General features: G+C 60.0%; 18 protein-coding genes. 8 read left to right on the plus strand and 10 right to left on the minus strand.

Features of this window, described 5'->3' with window-relative positions; all coding sequences use genetic code 11:
• A partial coding sequence (locus tag BFN67_RS13985; protein WP_139789142.1) for an ATP-binding protein occupies positions 1 to 466 on the plus strand: 466 nt, incomplete at its 5' end.
• Here BFN67_RS13985 and BFN67_RS13990 read toward each other — a convergent pair.
• On the minus strand, positions 399 to 905 hold the full coding sequence (locus BFN67_RS13990) for an SDR family NAD(P)-dependent oxidoreductase (protein WP_080920184.1): 507 nt from the start codon (positions 903 to 905) through the stop codon (positions 399 to 401). The genes BFN67_RS13985 and BFN67_RS13990 overlap by 68 nt on opposite strands.
• A 253-nt stretch (positions 906 to 1,158) precedes the next feature.
• Here BFN67_RS13990 and BFN67_RS13995 point away from each other — a divergent pair, with 253 nt between their 5' ends.
• Positions 1,159 to 2,403, plus strand: coding sequence for an amidohydrolase/deacetylase family metallohydrolase (locus BFN67_RS13995; protein WP_080920223.1), 1,245 nt, complete (start codon positions 1,159 to 1,161; stop codon positions 2,401 to 2,403).
• Between the two features lie 113 nt (positions 2,404 to 2,516).
• Here BFN67_RS13995 and BFN67_RS14000 read toward each other — a convergent pair whose 3' ends face one another.
• Complete coding sequence (locus tag BFN67_RS14000) at positions 2,517 to 4,295, minus strand: NAD(P)/FAD-dependent oxidoreductase (RefSeq protein WP_080920185.1); 1,779 nt, start codon at positions 4,293 to 4,295, stop codon at positions 2,517 to 2,519.
• A gap of 230 nt (positions 4,296 to 4,525) precedes the next feature.
• On the minus strand, positions 4,526 to 5,443 hold the full coding sequence (locus BFN67_RS14005; RefSeq protein ID WP_080920224.1) for a MurR/RpiR family transcriptional regulator: 918 nt from the start codon (positions 5,441 to 5,443) through the stop codon (positions 4,526 to 4,528).
• Between the two features lie 320 nt (positions 5,444 to 5,763).
• Here BFN67_RS14005 and BFN67_RS14010 point away from each other — a divergent pair, with 320 nt between their 5' ends.
• The 5 genes from BFN67_RS14010 (at position 5,764) to BFN67_RS14030 (ending at position 11,287) form a co-directional block, all read left to right on the plus strand.
• A complete protein-coding gene (locus tag BFN67_RS14010) occupies positions 5,764 to 6,582 on the plus strand; it encodes an ABC transporter ATP-binding protein (RefSeq protein WP_080920186.1) in 819 nt (272 codons plus the stop codon).
• 12 nt (positions 6,583 to 6,594) lie between these two features.
• A complete protein-coding gene (locus BFN67_RS14015) occupies positions 6,595 to 7,437 on the plus strand; it encodes an ABC transporter permease (protein ID WP_080920187.1) in 843 nt (280 codons plus the stop codon).
• 63 nt (positions 7,438 to 7,500) lie between these two features.
• On the plus strand, positions 7,501 to 8,655 hold the full coding sequence (locus BFN67_RS14020) for an ABC transporter substrate-binding protein (RefSeq protein WP_080920188.1): 1,155 nt from the start codon (positions 7,501 to 7,503) through the stop codon (positions 8,653 to 8,655).
• A gap of 93 nt (positions 8,656 to 8,748) precedes the next feature.
• On the plus strand, positions 8,749 to 9,837 hold the full coding sequence (locus BFN67_RS14025; RefSeq protein WP_080920189.1) for a Gfo/Idh/MocA family protein: 1,089 nt from the start codon (positions 8,749 to 8,751) through the stop codon (positions 9,835 to 9,837).
• 10 nt (positions 9,838 to 9,847) lie between these two features.
• Positions 9,848 to 11,287, plus strand: coding sequence for an amidase (locus tag BFN67_RS14030; RefSeq protein WP_080920190.1), 1,440 nt, complete (start codon positions 9,848 to 9,850; stop codon positions 11,285 to 11,287).
• A gap of 66 nt (positions 11,288 to 11,353) precedes the next feature.
• On the opposite strand, the gene BFN67_RS14035 is transcribed toward BFN67_RS14030, so the two are convergent.
• The 6 genes from BFN67_RS14035 to BFN67_RS14060 all read right to left on the minus strand — a co-directional run bounded on the left by BFN67_RS14035 (position 11,354) and on the right by BFN67_RS14060 (position 17,398).
• Positions 11,354 to 12,910, minus strand: a complete 1,557-nt coding sequence (locus BFN67_RS14035; protein ID WP_080920191.1) for a SpoVR family protein — start codon at positions 12,908 to 12,910, stop codon at positions 11,354 to 11,356.
• A 4-nt stretch (positions 12,911 to 12,914) separates the two neighbouring features.
• Positions 12,915 to 14,228, minus strand: a complete 1,314-nt coding sequence (locus BFN67_RS14040) for a YeaH/YhbH family protein (protein WP_080920192.1) — start codon at positions 14,226 to 14,228, stop codon at positions 12,915 to 12,917.
• A 17-nt stretch (positions 14,229 to 14,245) separates the two neighbouring features.
• Positions 14,246 to 16,195 carry a PrkA family serine protein kinase gene (locus BFN67_RS14045; RefSeq protein ID WP_080920225.1) on the minus strand — a complete coding sequence of 650 codons (1,950 nt, stop codon included), beginning with the start codon at positions 16,193 to 16,195 and terminating at the stop codon, positions 14,246 to 14,248.
• Positions 16,196 to 16,316: 121 nt separating this feature from the next.
• On the minus strand, positions 16,317 to 16,850 hold the full coding sequence (locus BFN67_RS14050; RefSeq protein ID WP_080920193.1) for a DUF488 domain-containing protein: 534 nt from the start codon (positions 16,848 to 16,850) through the stop codon (positions 16,317 to 16,319).
• Positions 16,850 to 17,059 carry a hypervirulence associated TUDOR domain-containing protein gene (locus BFN67_RS14055; RefSeq protein ID WP_080920226.1) on the minus strand — a complete coding sequence of 70 codons (210 nt, stop codon included), beginning with the start codon at positions 17,057 to 17,059 and terminating at the stop codon, positions 16,850 to 16,852. The genes BFN67_RS14050 and BFN67_RS14055 overlap by 1 nt, the downstream gene beginning before the upstream one ends.
• Positions 17,060 to 17,194: 135 nt before the next feature.
• Positions 17,195 to 17,398, minus strand: a complete 204-nt coding sequence (locus BFN67_RS14060; RefSeq protein WP_080920194.1) for a CsbD family protein — start codon at positions 17,396 to 17,398, stop codon at positions 17,195 to 17,197.
• Between the two features lie 499 nt (positions 17,399 to 17,897).
• Between BFN67_RS14060 and BFN67_RS14070 the strand changes: the two genes are divergently transcribed.
• Positions 17,898 to 18,296 (plus strand): low affinity iron permease family protein, encoded by a 399-nt coding sequence (locus BFN67_RS14070; protein ID WP_080920196.1) that lies wholly within the window; start codon positions 17,898 to 17,900, stop codon positions 18,294 to 18,296.
• A gap of 103 nt (positions 18,297 to 18,399) precedes the next feature.
• On the opposite strand, the gene BFN67_RS14075 is transcribed toward BFN67_RS14070, so the two are convergent.
• Positions 18,400 to 18,564, minus strand: a complete 165-nt coding sequence (locus BFN67_RS14075; protein ID WP_080920227.1) for a DUF3309 family protein — start codon at positions 18,562 to 18,564, stop codon at positions 18,400 to 18,402.
• Positions 18,565 to 18,571 lie beyond the last annotated feature (7 nt).

Genomic DNA, 18,571 nt, shown 5'->3' on the forward strand with positions numbered 1-18,571 from the left:
ATGGATCGAGCGCCGCGAGAACGTCATCGCGCTCGGTCCCAGCGGCACGGGCAAGACCCATGTCGCGCTCGGCCTCGGCCTGGCGGCGTGTCAGAAGGGCCTTCCCGTCGGCTTCATTACCGCTGCCGCCCTGGTCAGCGAGATGATGGAGGCCCGCGACGAACGGCGTCTGCTACGCTTCCAGAAGCAGACGGCTGGCTACAAGCTCCTCATCATCGATGAGCTCGGCTTCGTGCCGCTCTCCAAGACCGGGGCAGAATTGCTGTTCGAGCTGATCTCGCAACGCTACGAGCGCGGTGCGACCCTGATCACCAGCAATCTTCCTTTTGACGAATGGACGGAAACGCTGGGGTCGGAACGCCTGACCGGCGCTCTGCTCGACCGCATCACCCACCACGTCAACATTCTCGAGATGAACGGCGATAGCTACCGTCTCGCTCAAAGCCGCGCCCGAAAGGCTGGCTGAAACCCTCACAAAAATCGCCGACGCCGCAAGCGGGAAACTCTGGTCGGGCTACGCCCTCCCGACGTTCCCCACTTGCGGCGCGAAGTGGCCTACTTTTGCGCCGCCCAATGGCCTGATTTTGCTCCGCCGTTGACATCTCCATGTCGAGCGCCGCCGTGGACACAGAAGACAGGGTTTCGGCCCGCGTCCAGCCGGCATTGGAGATAAGGGCGGCCGGCGCAACCTCGCCGGTAACCTCCCCGGCAAATTCGGCAATAGCGTCATCGTCCAGCAGGTCGAAATGATGGGCTTGCGCGATCTCCTTGCGTGAAAGATCGGTGCCTTCGCGGTCGCAGGCGACAATCCTTGCCCCGGAAGCCGAGAGGACATCCACCAAGGCGCTGCCAACACCGCCGGCAGCCCCTGTGACAACCACAGTGCGCCCTTTGAAATCCATCATGGCAATTTCCTCCGCAATGACCTGAAACCATCAGGGCAGCCCGTTGGCGCGATTAAGGCCGATACAGGATGGCGGCAATCTTGTAACAAAGCAACATCGATCCCAAAGTTTATGTTGCTTTCCAACACGGCTTGCACGACAGTTGTGATCCTTCATGGTGCCCGCCCATTCCGGGCGGCGATCGTAGGGGTTTGGACGCTGCGGGGGTATGATCCGAAACGAAACCAAGCCGCGTTTGACTGGGGACAAAATCATGCGCTTTGATCTGCTCGTAAAGAATGGGCGCGTTGTCGACCCTGCTTCCGGCCTTGATGCCCCGCACGACATAGCGATCAGCGCCGACAAGATCGTTGCTATAGCGCCCACGATCGAAGCCGCCAATGCGGCGCAGATCATTGATGCTACCGATTGCCTTGTGACACCCGGCCTCGTCGATCTGCACAGTCATGTCTATTGGGGTGGCACCTCGCTCGGCGTCGATGCCGATCGTCTTGCCGCCAAGAGTGGCACGACCACCTTCATCGATGCGGGCAGCGCTGGTGCCGGCAATTTCCTGGGGTTCCGCCGCCATGTCATGGAGCGCTCGAAGGTCCGCATCCTGGCCTTTGTGAACATTTCATTCGCCGGCATTTTCGGTTTTTCGCGTACCGTCATGGTCGGCGAGTGCGCCGATCTCAATTTGTGCGATCCGCGCGAGGTTATGGCGGCGGTGCGCGAACATGATGATGTCGTGGTCGGTGTGAAGGTGCGCTCCGGCCGCATCGCCGGTGGCACCAGCGGTATTGCGCCAGTCGATATCGCGCTGGAGGCGGCCGATGCTGTCGGCTTGCCCTTAATGGCACATATAGACGAGCCGCCGCCCGGTCGTTCGGAAGTCCTGCCGCGCCTGCGCAAAGGCGATATTCTGACGCACTGCTTCCGGCCGTTCCCAAACGCACCGGTTTTTGCTTCAGGCGCGGTGCGACCGGACATGCGTCTGGCGCGTGAGCGTGGGGTGATATTCGACATCGGTCATGGCATGGGATCGTTTGATTTCGATGTTGCGCGCATCATGCTCAAGGAGGGACTGGCGCCCGACGTCATCAGTTCCGACGTGCATCTCTACTGCGTCGATGGGCCGGCCTTCGACATGCTGGTGTGCATGTCGAAACTGCTGGCGCTGGGCATGCCGCTGGCCGATGTCCTGCGCGCCGCCACGCAAAACCCGGCGGACGCGATCGGCCGCAACGAGCTCGGCCGCCTGACGGTGGGCGGGCCGGCGGATATCGCCATCTTGAAGGAACGGGCGGGCCGCTACACCTTCTTCGATTCCCGCGCCACGGAACTGATCGCCGAAAGCCGGCTGGTATCGACCGGTATTGTAGCCGGCGGCGCATGGTGGCCCAACACTGCGCTCGACGAGCCGGATGAAACCGAAAGCTATGCGCCCTCGCGCCACTGCACCCATGTGGACGTGGCAGCGCGCTATTTCAGCACGCTGCGCAAGCCCGCCGGCTGAGCAGGCTTCCAGAGCAGCTCTGGCCTCTTCGCTGAATCGGCAGCGCGGCTCTACCTATTTGTTTTGATCGCATTTCCGGACACAAAACCGCTCCCACTTTTGCTGGAAATGCTCTATCCCGGCTCACCGTAGACCGATGTCGGAATTCCTTCCATGCGCGCCTTGATCTGCATGGCGACAAACTTGGAATAGAAGCGCGACAGCGCCAGGTTTCCGCCATGAAACCACAGCGCCTCATGGGCGGTCGGCTTCCACATATTGCGCGGATCGCCCTTCCACGGGCCGGGGTCGCCCTTCACGCCTGACCCGAGGCCCCAGCATGGGCCGATCCTGTCCGCCGCCTCGCGCGAGACGAGTTGCGCAACCGTCTCGTGCATCGACTGGTAGCCGGTGCAGGCGATGATGACGTCGGCGGCGAGTTCGCGCCCGTCCTCGAACAGAATGCCGGTCGGCGTCAGCGCCTTGATGCCGGTGCCGCCCACCACGCCGATTTCACCGTCGATGATCAGGTCGGAGGCGCCGACATCGATATAATAGCCGGAGCCGGTGCGCACCGCCTTCATCATCAGGCCGGTCTCGTCTTCGCCGAAATCTATGGCGAAACCGGAACCGGCAAGCCGCTCGTAGAACTCGGCATCGCGGGCGCGGATCTTGTCGTAGAGCGGTTTCTGCGTCTCCGGCATCAGGGCGAACGGCGTCGAGGCCGCCATCCAGTCGGCATTGTCGGTGGTGATGCCGCGCGCCAGCGCATCCTCCGAATAGGTGTCGAAGGCGAGAGCCATCAGGGTGGCCGACTTCGCCACCGTGGTCGGCGAACGCTGGATCATGGTCACCTTGGCGCCGCTTTCCCAAAGGTCCACGCTGACGTCGTGCCCGGAACTGGCCGCGCCGATCACGGCACAGGCCTTGCCGCGAAAGCGCGAGCCGTCGGCATACTGGCTGGAGTGCAGGATTTCGCCCTGAAAGGCTTCCGAGCCCGGCAGGTCGATCATGCGCGGCGGGCCGTAAGCGCCGGTGGCGAAGACCAGTTGCTTCGGTTTCAGCACCACCCGTTCGCCATCGCGATCGACCTCGACCGTCCAGGTCTTGCTCGCGGCATCGTAAGTGGCGCCGGTGCAACTACTGGAAGTCCAGTAGTGCAGTTCCATCACCTTTGCATACATTTCCAGCCAGTCGCCCATCTGGTCCTTGGGCGTGAACACCGGCCAATTGTCGGGGAAAGGGATATAAGGCAGGTGGTCGTACCAGACCGGGTCATGCAGCACGAGCGAACGATAGCGGTTGCGCCAGGAATCGCCTGGCCGCGCGTTCTTTTCCAAAATCACGGTCGGCACGCCGAGCTGGCGCAGCCGCGCACCGAGCATCATGCCGCCCTGCCCGCCGCCAATGACGACACAATAGGGCTGCGTCAGGGTGCCCAGTTCGCGTTCTTCGCGCCGGCGCTTTTCCGACCAGGTCTCGCGGTTCGGATCAGCCCTGTGCTTCACGCCGAGCGGGCGCTGCGGCCCCTTCTTTTCCTCGAACCCCTTGAGTTCGTCAGTCGCCGTAAACAGCGTGCGGCATTTGCCGTTGCGCAGGCGCAGGCAGCCCTTGCCGTGCCCGGCGGCGGTCTCGAAAGTAAACCACGCCTCGACGGTTCCATCCTCGACCGTCGCCTCACCTGAAAGATGAAAAGCACAAGCCTGTGCTGCCTCAATCGTAGCGCCAAGCATGTCGGAAACGGCATCGCGCCCGGCCACGGTCTTGATGTTCCAGCTAAAGGCCAGGAGATCGCGCCAGTAGCAGTCATCGAGGAACAATTGCATGGCCGCGTCTATGTCGCGCGCCTCCAGCGCGCGGGCAAACGCGCCGAGCCAGGTTGTTGCCTGCTTGGTGGGTGCGATATCGAGCATTGAATTCCTCTCCTTGTCGGCGCTTAGAGCATTGGATCGAAAAGCGGTTACCGGTTTTCGGGTTATTCCAATGCTCCATCAAAGTGTCAGAGCGTTCTTTGCGCGTTCAATCGAACGCATGGCGCTTAGAGCATCGGACCGAAAAGTGGTTACCGGTTTTCGGATCATTCCGATGCTCCATCATAGTTTTAGAGCGTCCTGTGCGTTCAATCGAACGCACAAAGGACGCTCTAATCGCCCAGCGGTTCCATTTCCTTGCCCACACGATGGATCTGGGCGTTGTATTTGATGCGCCGCAGCGTCTCGCGCGCCGTCGCACCGATGGCATAGCCTGCGGCCACCGCCATCAGGTCGATCGCGACCAGAAAGGCGAAGCGCGAAGCCGTCGGCTTCAACGTGTCGGGATATTCGGGCACCGCCACCGTCAGGCCGACGTCGCAGATACGGGCAAGGTCCGTGTCCGGCGCGGTCACGCACACCGCATTTGCCCGATAGTGCTTGGCGATTTCCACCGCCTCGACCACCTCGCGCGTGCGCCCGGTCGCCGAGATTGCGATGACCAGATCGCCCGGCTTCAGCGTCGAAGCCGTCATGCGCATCACATAGGGGTCGCAATGGGCGCCGACGACGATGCCATAGCGAAACAGGCGGTGCTGGATTTCCTGGGCGAGCGCGGCAGCACTTGCGCCGAGCCCAAACACGGCCACCTGCCGTGCCTTGGCAATCAGTTCAGCCGCCTTTTGCAACTGCACCGGGTCCAGTTGCCGCTCGGCTTCCTCCAGCGCCCGCCGCGCCTCGCCAAAAACAGCGTTCCAGAACGGCATGCCATTGTCGTTACCCTCAGGCGGCTCGCTGGCAAGGTAGAGCGTGCCGACAACCAGGCTCTGCGCCAGCTTAAGCTTGAAATCGCGCACCCCCTTGCACCCGATGGCACGGCAGAAACGCGTCACCGTCGGCTCGCTGACCTCCGCGCGCTGGGCAAGCGCGGCATTGGACGCATCGACCGCGAAGCGCACGTCCTGAAGCACCACGTCCGCAACGCGCCGCTCGGCCGGCCGCAGATCGACATAGGAATCCTTCACAAGCGAGATGATGTCGGGGATGCGCCGCGCGCGTTCGCGCATCTCGGCCTTGCTCGGAGCGGTCATGTGCTTGTCCGCGTCAGGCCCGTCAGCGACAGGCTGGTCTGCCTCGGTCTGGTTCATTGGGTGCCTCATCCCTTTCCAAGACCGCTTCTTACCGCACTGTGCGTGCAGGCAAGGCAGTTTTTCGTTCACCCTCAATCGAGTATGTAGGAAACCTACATACATTTCAAGCTCGGAAAAGCATGCGAATTCAACACAATTCGTGGTAAATCACACTGGAGTCGTCACTGCGTCATCTGTGACGCTTGACAGCTAAGTAGGATAGTTACAAACTCGCACCAAAGATGATCTGGCAAGGTCACAATCCAATCTTAGAGGGAACTATGACCGCGGGCCACGCCTCAACCCCGAAGCTCGCCGTGCGCGCGGCAACCAAGGCCTACTCCACCGCGTCGGGTGATTTTCTGGCGCTGGACCGGTGTTCGCTTGACGTCAAGGCCAATGAGATCGTCTCCATTGTCGGCCCTTCCGGCTGCGGCAAGACCACGCTTTTATGGTCGATGTCGGGCCTGCATAAGTTGACCGGCGGCGAAATCCTGCTGGATGGCAAGCCGGTTGCCGGCGCGCGGCCCGAGATCGGCATTGTCTTTCAGGAGGCCAATCTCCTGCCTTGGCGCAATCTGGCCGCCAACATCAATTTCCCCTTCGAGATCAAGGGAGAAAAGCCGGACAAGATGTGGATCGACCATCTGCTGCAGCGCGTCGGGCTTGAAGGTTTCAATGCCAAGTTTCCGCGCGAATTGTCCGGCGGCATGCAGCAGCGCGCGGCCATCGTGCGCGCGCTTTCGCTGAAACCGTCGGTGCTTTTGATGGACGAACCGTTCGGCGCGCTGGACAGCTTCACGCGTGAGGAAATGAACCGGCTGGTAGAGGAAATCTGGCTGGATACCCCCACCACCATCGTCTTCATCACCCATTCCATCGAAGAAGCGATCTTCCTTTCCGACCGGGTGGTGGTGATGAGCGCGCGCCCCGGCCGCGTCGCGAAGGAATATGACGTGCCGTTCCCGCGCCCGCGTTCGCTGGAGATCATGGCGACCCGCGAGGTGTTCGATCTGCAAAATGCGATCAAGATGGACATTATCGGCGGCCGTGCAAGTTCGCAGCCTGCCGTCGTCAAAACTGCCGCGCCCGTGAATTGAGGGGACCGAGCCGTGAGCGACGCCATACCCGAATTTTCCAAGGCCAAATCCGCCGAGGGCGGTGATGTCAGCCTGACCAATCTTTCTGCATTTTCCGGTAGTTCGGGCATGCGTTCGGGGATGGAGGTGCTGGCCATCGCGCTGGTGGCTGTGGTGATTATCGGCGGCATCGAACTGGCGCTGCGCAGTTTCCAGGTGCCGGAATATATCATGCCGCGACCGAGTGCGATCGCCATGGCGCTGTTCACCGAATTTCCACTGATCGCGCCGCATCTCGGCTATACGCTGGTGGAGCTTCTGGGCGGCTTCGCAATCGGCGCCAGCATCGGGCTGGTGCTCGCCGCCGTCATCACGCAGTTCCCCTTCGCCGAGAAGATCATCGCGCCTTACATCCTGCTTCTGGTGACGACGCCCATGCTGGCACTGGTGCCTTTGCTCATCCTGCGCTTCGGCTTTGGCTATGAGCCGCGCATCATCGCCGTGGCGCTGGCCGCGGGGCCGATGGTGATGATTAACGCGGCCACCGGGTTTCGCCGCGTCGACAGCGCCAAGATCGCGCTGGCGCGTTCCTACGGCGCATCCACCTTGCAGATATTCTGGAAGATCAGGGCACCGATGGCGCTGCCGATGATCCTGGTGGGCCTGATGATCGGTGCCATTTTCGGCCTGCTGACCGCCGTCGGCGCCGAGATGGTCGGCGGTGGCTTCGGCCTCGGCAACCGGCTCACCACCTATTCGTCGATGATCCAGATGCCGCAGTTCTTCGCCGTGGTGCTGATCCTGTCGATCCTCGGCATATTGATCTACGTGCTGTTCTTCCTGATCGGGAAGAAATGGGCGAGCTGGGAGGCATAGGCAGCCACCCCTGCCGCGGACAAGACAAGTAGGGTTTCAACGTCAATTCGGGAGGAAACAACAATGAAAGACAGCCTGATTTCAACCGGCATGAGCCGCCGCTACTTCCTGCAGGTCGCAGCGAGCGGGCTTGTCACCGCAACGGCACTGGGCGGCGGCCTGCGCCGCGCGCAAGCGGCACCTTATGAGAAATTCACCTGGATTTCACCGCGCGGCACGCTTGAGGTTCTGGACGATTTCCCCTATTGGGCCGCCAAGAAAGCCGGCTATTTCGACGGCCTCGCCACAGATATGCAGCCCGGCCCGTCCGATGGCACTGCCACGGTCAAGTTCGTCGATGTCGGCCAGGCCGATATGGGCTTCCCGTCGCCGGGCGTGTTCTCCTTCGCCATCGAAAACGGCATGAAGCTGAAGTCCGTGTTCCATATGGGCGCGCGCGACACCTTCTCCATCGCCTTCCGCAAGGGCGAAGGCACGAACGATCTCAAGACGCTGGAAGGCAAGACCATCCTTCTCGGCTCGGCCGCATGGCAGGCCATCGTCGACCCGCTGCTGGCGGCGCAGGGCGTGGACGTCAAGAAAGTGAAATATGTCGAGGCGGGCTGGCCGACATGGGGCACGGCGCTTGCCGGCGGCCAGGGTGATGCCGCTCTTTCGTGGGAAGGCCTGCGCGCCGAATGGATCGCCAAGAAACTCGACTTCGAGTACTGGCTGGGCGCACAGCACTCCAAGCTGCCGGCCAACACATTCGTGGTCCGCACGGCCGATCTGGAAGACCCCGACAAGAAGGCATTCCTGGAGAAATACCTGCGCGCCTGGGCGATGGGTCTGGAATTCGGTTATCAGAACCCGCGCGCGGCGGTGGAAGCCGTGTTCGAGCAGTTCCCGACGCTGGCCTCCAATCTCGGACCTGAGTTGGGCACCACCTCGATCCTGCAACAGATCAACGTCTTCCGTGGCGACATGGAAAAGCGCGGCGGCTGGGGCTGGCACGACATGGAAAGCTGGCAGGCCTTCTTCGACGAGATCCACAAGATCGGCCAGGTCACCAACCCGGTAAAGGCCGAGGATGTCTGCACGAACGAGATGATCGAGACGGCCAACGATTTCGATCACGCCAAGGTCAAGGCCGATGCCGATGCGGTGAAATTGACGGACGGCTTCGCCGCTCTCGATGTCGAAAACATCAAGGCTCATCTGTTCGACAATGCAGTTTAGAGCGGAGTGCGACGGCCTGAAATGACAATGCGGGCGGCTGCCATTCGCGCCCGCCCGCACATTAATTCGACGCAATATGTACGGGAGCAAAGCATGTCCGACACGGTGAAAGTTCTGGTCGTTGGCCTTGGCAATATGGGCGTCTCGCACGCCAGTGCCTATCATCGCAATCCGGGCTTCGAGATCGTCGGCATCATGAGCCGTTCGATCAAGTCGAAGACGCTTCCCGCCGAACTGGCCGCCTATCCGCTTTATGAGGATTTCGACACCGCGCTGAAGGACGCGAAGCCCGATGCCGTCTCGATCAATTCATGGCCAAACAGCCACGCCGAATATGCGCTGAAGGCTTTTGAAGCCAATTGCCATGTCTTCATGGAAAAGCCCATCGCCACCACCATCGAAGACGCCGAGGCCGTGGTGGCCGCCGCCAAAGCGAAGAACCGCAAGCTGGTTCTGGGCTACATATTGCGCGTGCACCCTTCCTGGATGAAATTCATCGAGGTCGGTAAGACGCTCGGCAAGCCGCTGGTCATGCGCCTCAACCTCAACCAGCAGTCGAGCGGATCCGCCTGGGGATGGCACAAGAACCTGATCGATTCGCTGATCCCCATCGTCGATTGCGGCGTGCATTATGTGGACGTGATGTGCCAGTTGACCGGGGCGAAGCCGGTGCGGGTGCACGGCATCGGCGCAAAGCTGTGGGCGGATGCCGCAAAGCAGAATTACGGCCATCTGCACGTTACCTTCGATGATGGCTCCGTCGGATGGTACGAGGCCGGTTGGGGGCCGATGATGAGCGAGACCGCCTATTTCGTCAAAGACGTGGTAGGACCGAAAGGCGCCGTCTCCATTGTCGCCGGGCAGACAGAAAGTGCGGCCAAGGATGCCGAGGAGGTTTCTGATTCAGCCGACATCGACCGCCACACCAAGACCGACGCGATCAAGGTGCATTACGCGGAGGTGGATGCCGACAAGAATTTTTCCAGGCCGGACGAGCTTATCTCCATGCAGGACGAGCCTGGCCATCAGGAATTGTGCGACCGCGAGCAGGCGTTCTTCCTGCGCGCCATCCGCGAAGACCTCGACCTTACGGATTCCATGGCCGCGGCGGTGGACAGCCTGCGCATCGTGCTCGCCGCCGAGCAGAGCATCAAGGAAGGCCGGGTCATCGAACTCAGTTGAGGAGAGAAAAATGGCCGTCACCGAAAGCCTGTTGAAGACCTATGCCGACAGCGACGCGCTTGGCCTCGCCGCATTGGTGAGGAAAGGCGAGGTCTCGCCGGTCGAGACCGTCGAAGCGGCGGTGACGCTGATCGAACGGCTGAACCCGCAGCTCAACGCCGTCATCCACAAGCTTTACGACATGGGGCGCAAGGCGGCTCCCACCGTCGATCGCAACGCGCCCTTCGCCGGCGTGCCGTTCCTGCTCAAGGAACTGGCCTCGATGTGGGAAGGCGCGCCGCTCACCAATTCATCCGCCTTCCTCAAGGACCAGGTCGCTACAGCGGATTCCGAGGCGACGCGCCGTATCAAGGCCGCCGGCATGCTTCTCGTCGGCAAGTCGAACGCGCCGGAGAACGGCTGGTCGATCACCACGGAACCGAAACTCTACGGCACGACGCACAACCCCTGGAAAGCGGGCATCACCCCCGGCGGTTCCAGCGGCGGCTCGGCTGCGGCGGTTGCGGCGCGCATGGTGCCGATCGGCGAAGCCAGCGATGGCGCCGGCTCCATCCGCGTACCCGCTTCCTGCTGCGGCGTCGTCGGCCTCAAGCCGTCGCGCGGGCGCGTCACCCTGGCGCCATTCGGCGACTACTGGTATGGCGGCGCCTACTTCCTGTGCGCCACGCGCACGGTGCGCGATACGGCCGCCTATCTCGACGCCTTGGCCGGCTCCGTGCCCGGCGATCCCTATACGCCGCCCACTCCCGATGTAAGCTGGCTCAATCTCGCGGCACAGGCACCGAAGAAACTGCGTGTCGGCTTCACCGTCACGCCGCCGAACGGCACGGCAATCGACCCGCAGGTCAAGGCCACCGTGCTTGCCACGGTCAAGACGCTCGAGGGCATGGGCCACACGGTCGAAGAACATGACATGGCCATGGACGGCACCGCCGCCTGGAAGCTCTACACCCATATGACGCCGGTCGAGACGGCGGCTCTTTTCGATTACATGGAGACGGTCATCGGTCGTCCGGTGACGCCCGACGATGTCGAGCCGGTCACCTGGGCGATCATCCAGCGCGGCCGGTCGATCAGCGGCGTCCAGCACGCCAACGATATCGGCCAGTTGCGCCAGCTCAGCCACGCCGTCGCCGCCGACCTTCAGCCCTATGACATCTTCGTCACCCCGACGCTGACGCAGCTTCCACGGCCATTGGGCTATTACGACATGACGATGACCGATCTCGACGCCTATAATGCGAAGTGGGCCGATTCCGTGTTCATGTTCCCGTTCAACCTGTCGGGCCTGCCCGCCATCTCCCTGCCGGTCGGATGGAGCGCGGAAGGCATTCCCATGGGCGTGCAGCTTGTCGGCCGTTATGGCGACGAAGCCACCGTGCTGGCAGCATCAACGCAGCTGGAACAGGCCATGCCGTGGCGGGATCGCAGACCGCCAATCAGCGCATAAGCAGCTTTCACACATCTGGCTGGGAGCAACGAATCCTTCAATACGATTGGGAAGAGCGCAGGAGGTTCATTGGACGATTTCGGCACTCGATCGCTCGTAGATCGAGGCACCGGTCTGCATGTCAATGCCTGCCAAACTCACCTCGTAACCCCAAAGCTTGCAGATATGGCGTAGCGTTGCATCCCGGCTCTTCTCATCCAGCAGGATGCCGTCCTTGACCTTGTGCTGGAGGCGCAGACGCCGGTCGCCGAGAAGATCCACGTCCGTCACTTGGATGTTGGGGCGGGTCTCGCCGATGTCGTAGCTGTTGGCGAGGGCGGTGCGCACTTTCTCATAGCCTCGCTCGTTATGGATCGGTCCGACTTCGTAATGCGCTTCTCCAGCCGTGTCGTTGAGAACGAAGAAGCGCCATTTGCGCATGAGGGCGGGGCTCAGATATTGCCGAATAAAGGATTCGTCGCGGTGGTTGGCCCAAGCGTCGAGCAAGGTGGCTCGCCAGTCACCATTGCCGGCAATGTCAGGAAACCAGTCACGATCTTCCGCTGTTGGGGCCGTTGCGATGCGCTTGATGTCCTGCATCATGTCGAAGCCCAGTGTATAGGGGTTGATGCCGGAATAGCGCGGGTCGTCGAAGGCTGGCTGGAAGACGACGTTGGAATGGTTGTGCAGGATCTCCAACATGGCGCTTTCGTTGATGCGATGACGGTCGAACAGGGTGTTCATGATGGTATAATGCACGAATGTGGCGCAGCCCTCGTTCATCACCTGGGTCTGCCGCTGAGGATAAAAATATTGTGCGATGATGCGCACGATCCTGAGAACCTCGCGCTGCCACGGCTCCAGCACCAGGCTGTTCTTTTCCAGGAAATAAAGGATATTCTCCTGGGGCAGATTGAGCGCGCGCTTACGGTCGGCCGCCTTTTCCTCGGTTTCGTCGAGTTGTTCGCTTGCTTTGGCAGACGGCAGCGTCCGCCACAGATCATCATAGATGCGCGCCTCGTAATCCAGACGCTCGCGAATCCCTTCGCGCTGCCTTTCCGACGATAGTTTAGGTGGATGACGATAGCGGAAGACGCCTTGGTCCATCAGCGCATGCGCCGAGTCAAGCACGGCTTCCACCGCGTCCGTGCCGTGGCGTTCCTCGCAATCCGCAATATAGCGCTTGGCGAAATCCATATAGCTCAAGATCGCGCCGGCGTCGGTCCACTGCCGAAACAAATGATTGTTCTTGAAAAAATGGTTGTGACCGAAGGCGGCGTGCGCTGTCACCAGAGCCTGCAAGGCCATGGTGTTTTCTTCCATGAGATAGACGATGCAGGGATCGGAATTGATAACCAATTCGTAGGCAAGGCCGCGGCCCCCTTTGCGGTAAAGTAGCTCCTGATAGAGGAAATGCTTGCCGAACGACCAGTGCCGGTACATCAGCGGCAGGCCAATGGAGGCGTAGGCGTCCAGCATCTGCTCGGACGTGATGATCTCCAACTGCGAAGGATAGACATCAAGACGCAAATCCTCCCGTGCTACCTGCTCGATCGCGTCATGCGCGCGCGCGAGCGTCGCGAAATCCCAGTCTGAGCCCGAAAAGAGTAAGTCGGCGCCACTTTTGCTCAAAAGGGCTGCCATAGACTCACCTGCCTTTTCGGCCTGCCGCGGGCTGCCTGGTAAAGAGTTGACGGAAGACCGGATAAATGTCGGCAGCCTTGGCAATGCGGGTCATCTGGAAGTTCGGCCAGTTGTCCTTGACGGCGCTGTAGGCGTGCCACAAGGCGGTGCCGTTCGGCGTCGCACCGAAAATATGGCTCTCGCGTTCATCGATGATCTCGACATAGGCAAAATACTGGCAACGCGGCATGATGGTTTCTTCCAGAAGCGTGATGCAGTGCTGGGAATCGGAAACGAAATTGTCACCGTCAGAGGCCTGCGCTGCATAGATATTCCAGTCGCTGGGGGGATAGCGCGCATCGATAACGTTGCGCATCTCCTCCAGTGCCGTTGAGACGACGGTGCCGCCGCTCTGTGTGCTATAGAAGAAAGTTTCCTCATCCACCTCCTGTGCCTCGTGGGTATGGCGGATGAAAACGATCTCGGTGCGGTCGTAACGGCGCTTCAGGAACAGGTGCAGCAGCACAAAAAAGCGCTTGGCGAGGTCTTTCTCACGCTCACCCATCGAGCCTGATACGTCCATGAGGCAGAACATGACCGCGTTGGCGTTGAGCACCGGCTGCGCCTCGAAACGGTTGAAGCGAATGTCCACCGGATCGACATAGGCTATCACCCGTCGCCTCCGCTCCAGCAGTTCCAGTTCTGCAAGCAACAGCGCAATCCTTGCGCTCGCCGCGTCGTTTTGACAGCCTGCTTCCAACTCTTCCAGTTCCTGGCGGACCGCTTCCAATTCGCTGTTCTTGGGGCGCTTCAGCGCGAGGCGGCGTCCAAGACTGTTGCGCATCGTGCGGCCGACATTGATATTGGTCGGCGCGCCAGTGGCGGCAAAGCCGGCGCGGCGTGGCCTGAACGCCAGCACTTCCTTGAGGTTGAGCTTGACCATGTCGGGCAGTTCCAAATCCTCGAAGAACAGTTCAAGCACTTCCTCGCGCGACAGCATGAAGCGGAAATCGTCCTCCGAGTCTTCACGCGAAGGCTTTGAGCCGGCGCCATCGCCCTGACCGGGTTTGAGAACGCGGTCGCCTGTCACGAACTCACGGTTGCCAGGTAGCACATGCTGCCGGCGGCCGCTGTCACCGGCCTCCTCGAAACGAGGCTCATCGGTCCCGCCAGCGGGCACGGAGACATTCTGTCCGCTGTCGATGTCGGCGATCTTGCCGGCGCGGAAGTGTTCGCGGATACTGCGCTTCAATTCCCCGCGTGCGCGGCGCAGGAAGCGCTGGCGATTGCCAAGGCTCTTGTCCTTCGGGTTCAGCCGGCGATCGATGAAGATCGGCATGGATATCCCCAACAGCCTCAGCCAGCCTTGTTCACACGCATGTACCAATCCACCAGTCGGCGGACCTGGCGCTCGGTATAGCCGCGCTCGATCATACGCTGCACGAACTCGGTATGACGCTTTTCAGTGACGGTGTCCTGCTTAGAGCCGAAGCTGATGACAGGCAGAAGATCCTCCACCTGGCCGAACATGCGTTTTTCAATCACCTCGCGCAATTTCTCGTAGCTCGTCCAGGAGGGGTTACGGCCATTGTTGCGGGCGCGCGCGCGCAACGAGAACTTCACCACCTCGTTGCGGAAATCCTTCGGATTGGCGATGCCCGCCGGCTTCTCGATCTGCGACAGTTCGTTGTCGAGAATCTCGCGGTTGAGGATCTGCCCGGTATCGGGGTCCTTGTAATCCTGGTCCTCGATCCAGGCGTCGGCATAGGCGATATAGCGGTCGAACAGATTTTGACCATACTCGCTATAGGATTCCAGATAGGCTTTCTGAATCTCGTGACCGATGAATTCGGCATAGCGGGCGGCCAACTCGGACTTCACGAAATCAAGATAGGCGACTTCCGTCTCCTTCGGAAACTGCTCGCGCTTGATCGCCTGCTCCAACACATACATCAGGTGCACAGGATCGGCCGCCACTTCCTTGGTGTCGTAATTGAAGGTCTGTGACAGAATCTTGAAGGCGAACCGCGTGGAAACGCCGGTCATGCCCTCGTCGACTCCGGCAGCGTCGCGGTATTCCTGGACGGATTTGGCCTTGGGGTCGATCTCTTTCAGGTTCTCGCCGTCATAGACGCGCATCTTGGTATAAAGCGGCGAGTTGTCGTGCTCTGCAAGCCGTGTCGCAACGGTGAAGCGGCTCAATATGTCGAGCACTTCCGGCGCGCAGGAGTTGTTGGCCAATTCACTTTCGCGCAAAAGCTTTTCGTAGATCTGCCGCTCCTCGGTCACACGCAGGCAGTACGGCACCTTGACCACCAGTATACGGTCGAGGAAGGCTTCATTGTTCCTGTTGTTCTTGAATTGCAGCCATTCCGACTCGTTGGAATGGGCAACGATGATGCCCTGATAGGGGAAAGCGCCGAAATTCTCGGTGCCGTTGTAGTTGCCTTCCTGCGTAGCGGTCAGCAGCGGATGCAGCACCTTGATCGGCGCCTTGAACATTTCGACGAATTCGAGCAGCCCTTGCGTGGTGCGGTTCAGGCCGCCGCTGTAGGAATAGGCATCGGGGTCCGACTGGCTGAAATTCTCCAATTGCCGAATATCGACCTTGCCGACCAGCGAGGAGACGTCCTGGTTATTCTCGTCACCAGGCTCCGTCTTGGCGATGCAGATTTGACGCAGCCGCGACGGCAGCAGCTTGACGACGGAGAATTTCGAGATGTCGCCGGCCAGTTCATCCAGCCGCTTGGCCGCCCAAGGCGAAATCAGACCGTTCAGCCGGCGCCGAGCGATACCATATTTATCTTCCAGCAGGTCGGCCATGCGCTCGGGGTCGAAAAGGCCCAGCGGCGATTCGAAGACGGGGCTGATCTGCTCACCCACCTTGAGTGTGTAGACCGGATGCGTTTCCATGAGGCTCTTCAGCCGCTCAGCCAGCGAGGACTTGCCACCGCCGACCGGACCAAGCAAATAGAGGATCTGCTTGCGCTCCTCCAAGCCTTGCGAGGCATAACGGAAATAACCGGCAATGCGCTCGATCGTGTCTTCCATGCCGTAAAATTCGGAAAAGGAGGGGTAGAGCTTGATCGTCTTGTTGGCGAAGATGCGCCCAAGCCGCTCATCCCTGCTGGTGTCCACCAGCTTTGGCTCGCCGATCGCAGCCACCATCCGCTCTGGCGCGGAAGCGTACATCGATTTGTCTTCGCGGCAGCCCAGGAGATATTGCTGAAGGCTCATCTCCTCCTGAGCGGCATTCTTATATATCCTCGAGAAAAGGTCGAAAACGTCGGAATTATTCCCCTGCATGATAACCTCGCAGCGGGACATCCTGTTGCCCGATGCCCCATACGTTTACAACCGTTGGAGCCTCCCTTGGTTCCATGAAAATGCATGGGGCGGGCCGCGAACAGACAACCGGCCGTAAGACCTAATCGCCCGGATAGATCACCTGGCCATGTTCGTTTTTTTGCGCGCCGGGGGTCGGCGTTGCGCGCTCGGTCTGCCCCGGCCCCATCAGATGATCGACCGCATGGTCGTTCAAAAGGAGGTGGTCGGTGATGATCCGGCGGTGACATCGCCACCAGACCGATTCGGAGCACATCAATGTGAGACGTTGATGTTGGCCAAGTTCGAGAAGTTCATCAAATGCAGCGCCAAACTCGGCGCTCAAGGCATAATCGGCGTAGTTGTGAAAACTCCCCACATGCCACATGGCATTGATCTTGCTGTCGACAGCCGGTTGTTTCGACCGCCGGCCGCCCAACGCCGGACAATGCTTATAGCCAATCTGCAATCGGGCCAGATGCTGAGGAAGCCGGTCGATATTGAACTCGGGATTGCTGCGTGATCTCGGAAACCTTCTGACATCAACCACCAGGCCAATCCCCGCGTTCCGGAGCATGGTCAGCAGTTCGTCCAGGTTACGATTGGAGTGCCCGATCATGGTAAACTGCGCCGTCATCAATCGATCTTCGTCAGCGCGTCTTCCTTATGGGCGGCGATATGGTCGGTTTTATCGCTCTTGATTTCATATTGTGGCGCGTCTTTGGACGCATGTCGCCGGTGGCCTTTATAATCGAAATCCTCGTAATGAATCTTGATGATTTTGCCGCTTACTCTTCCCGCTTCGGAATTCCAGCCGACATGATCGCCCTTGGAATATTTGGCCATGGCCGCATCTCGCATTATTCCAGCGTCTGCTCGGCGCTGCCTGAAACAACTGCCGAACAATTCGTTCCAACGTGATCAAGCCCCGCCAAAGCGGCGAAACTTTCCGTCACGTCATGTTTCGACTTCTTGGTCAACTCACCAGGATTGCCGGTTGTACCAATCATCGATTTGCGAACGAATGCGATCCTTCTCGATTCCGTAGCGCTCCTGAAGTTTGCCCTCCAATCGATCACGACGGCCTGCGATCTGGTCAAGATCATCGTCGGTGAGCTTGCCCCATTGCTCTTTGACGTTGCCTTTGACCTGCTTCCAATTTCCTTCGATGCGATTCCAGTCCATGATGTCTCTCCAACGGGCGGGGATCGCCCAGCTTCGCAACGCGCGAAGACGAAAATGGTTCGAACCCGAATTCGACCAGCCGGTTCATTCCGTCGTCGTCCAGAGACCAAAAATGGCCACCCGGTCGCGGTGGAAGGTCGCCGATTGCAGGCAAGGCAGTGCTGGGAACCAAGTTCTCTCCCTTGCATTATCTCCCACACGAAACGGAGGAGATTCCATGCTTCGAGGTATTGTCCTGTGGCTGCTCGGCGTGCCGCTTATCGTTATCATTCTGCTCTATATGTTCGTCTTCCGATGAAGACGAACGGAACGCGGATTGCGTAGCAAGTGAAATGCTGATGCAAGGCAAGCTGGCATTCGGCACTTCGCCTATTGCTGGTCGGACGATTACGAGACGGTCATGCGGCTCTGGCGGGCGAACGTCGCGCCACCGGAGGGTCGCTCGTCCTTCGTGTTAGCACTAATAGATCTAGCCCGGCCTCTTGAGAGTCTGGATTTCATGGAAAAGCTATTCACAAGTTTTGCTGATTCCGTGTCGCGCTGGACCGGTCGCCCTGCTGCGTTCACTATCTGCGTGATCGCCGTGATGATCTGGGCGGTCAGCGGGCCCGTCTTTGATTTTTCCGAAACATGGCAGCTCATCATCAACACCGGCACGACAATTGTCACCTTCCTCATGGTGTTCTTGATCCAAAGTACCCAGAATCGCGACGGCGCGGCCATTCAGGCGAAACTGGACGAACTCATCAGGTCGGGCAAGGGTAAGAACGATTTCATCGGAATCGAACATCTGACCGAAGCCGAAGTCGCGGAGTTCCGGAAGGTTTGCGAGCGGGCCAAGGAGCGCGCAAGCCAAAAAAGCAAGGTTTCTGCGCGGCGAATCAAAACCACCAAATGAAAAAAGGGCCGCTGAGACTTTTACCGACTCCGGCAGCGACCGACAGATATAAACGGTCACGGCCCAAGCTGGGACCGCATGCTCATGGCTTTTGCTTCATCTGCTACAGCCGCCCCAGCAAAACCAGAATGATCACGATGACAAGTATGAGGCCAAGGCCGCCGCCGCCATAATATCCAGTCCCATAAAAAGGCGCTCCACCCAGCCCACTGAAACCTCCCAGCAATATGAGGATCAGGACAATGATCAGAATTGTGCCCAAGGTCATGGCTCTC

Origin of the sequence: Manganibacter manganicus (assembly GCF_002075885.1) — a bacterium.
Classification (GTDB): Bacteria; Pseudomonadota; Alphaproteobacteria; order Rhizobiales; family Rhizobiaceae; genus Mesorhizobium; species Mesorhizobium manganicum.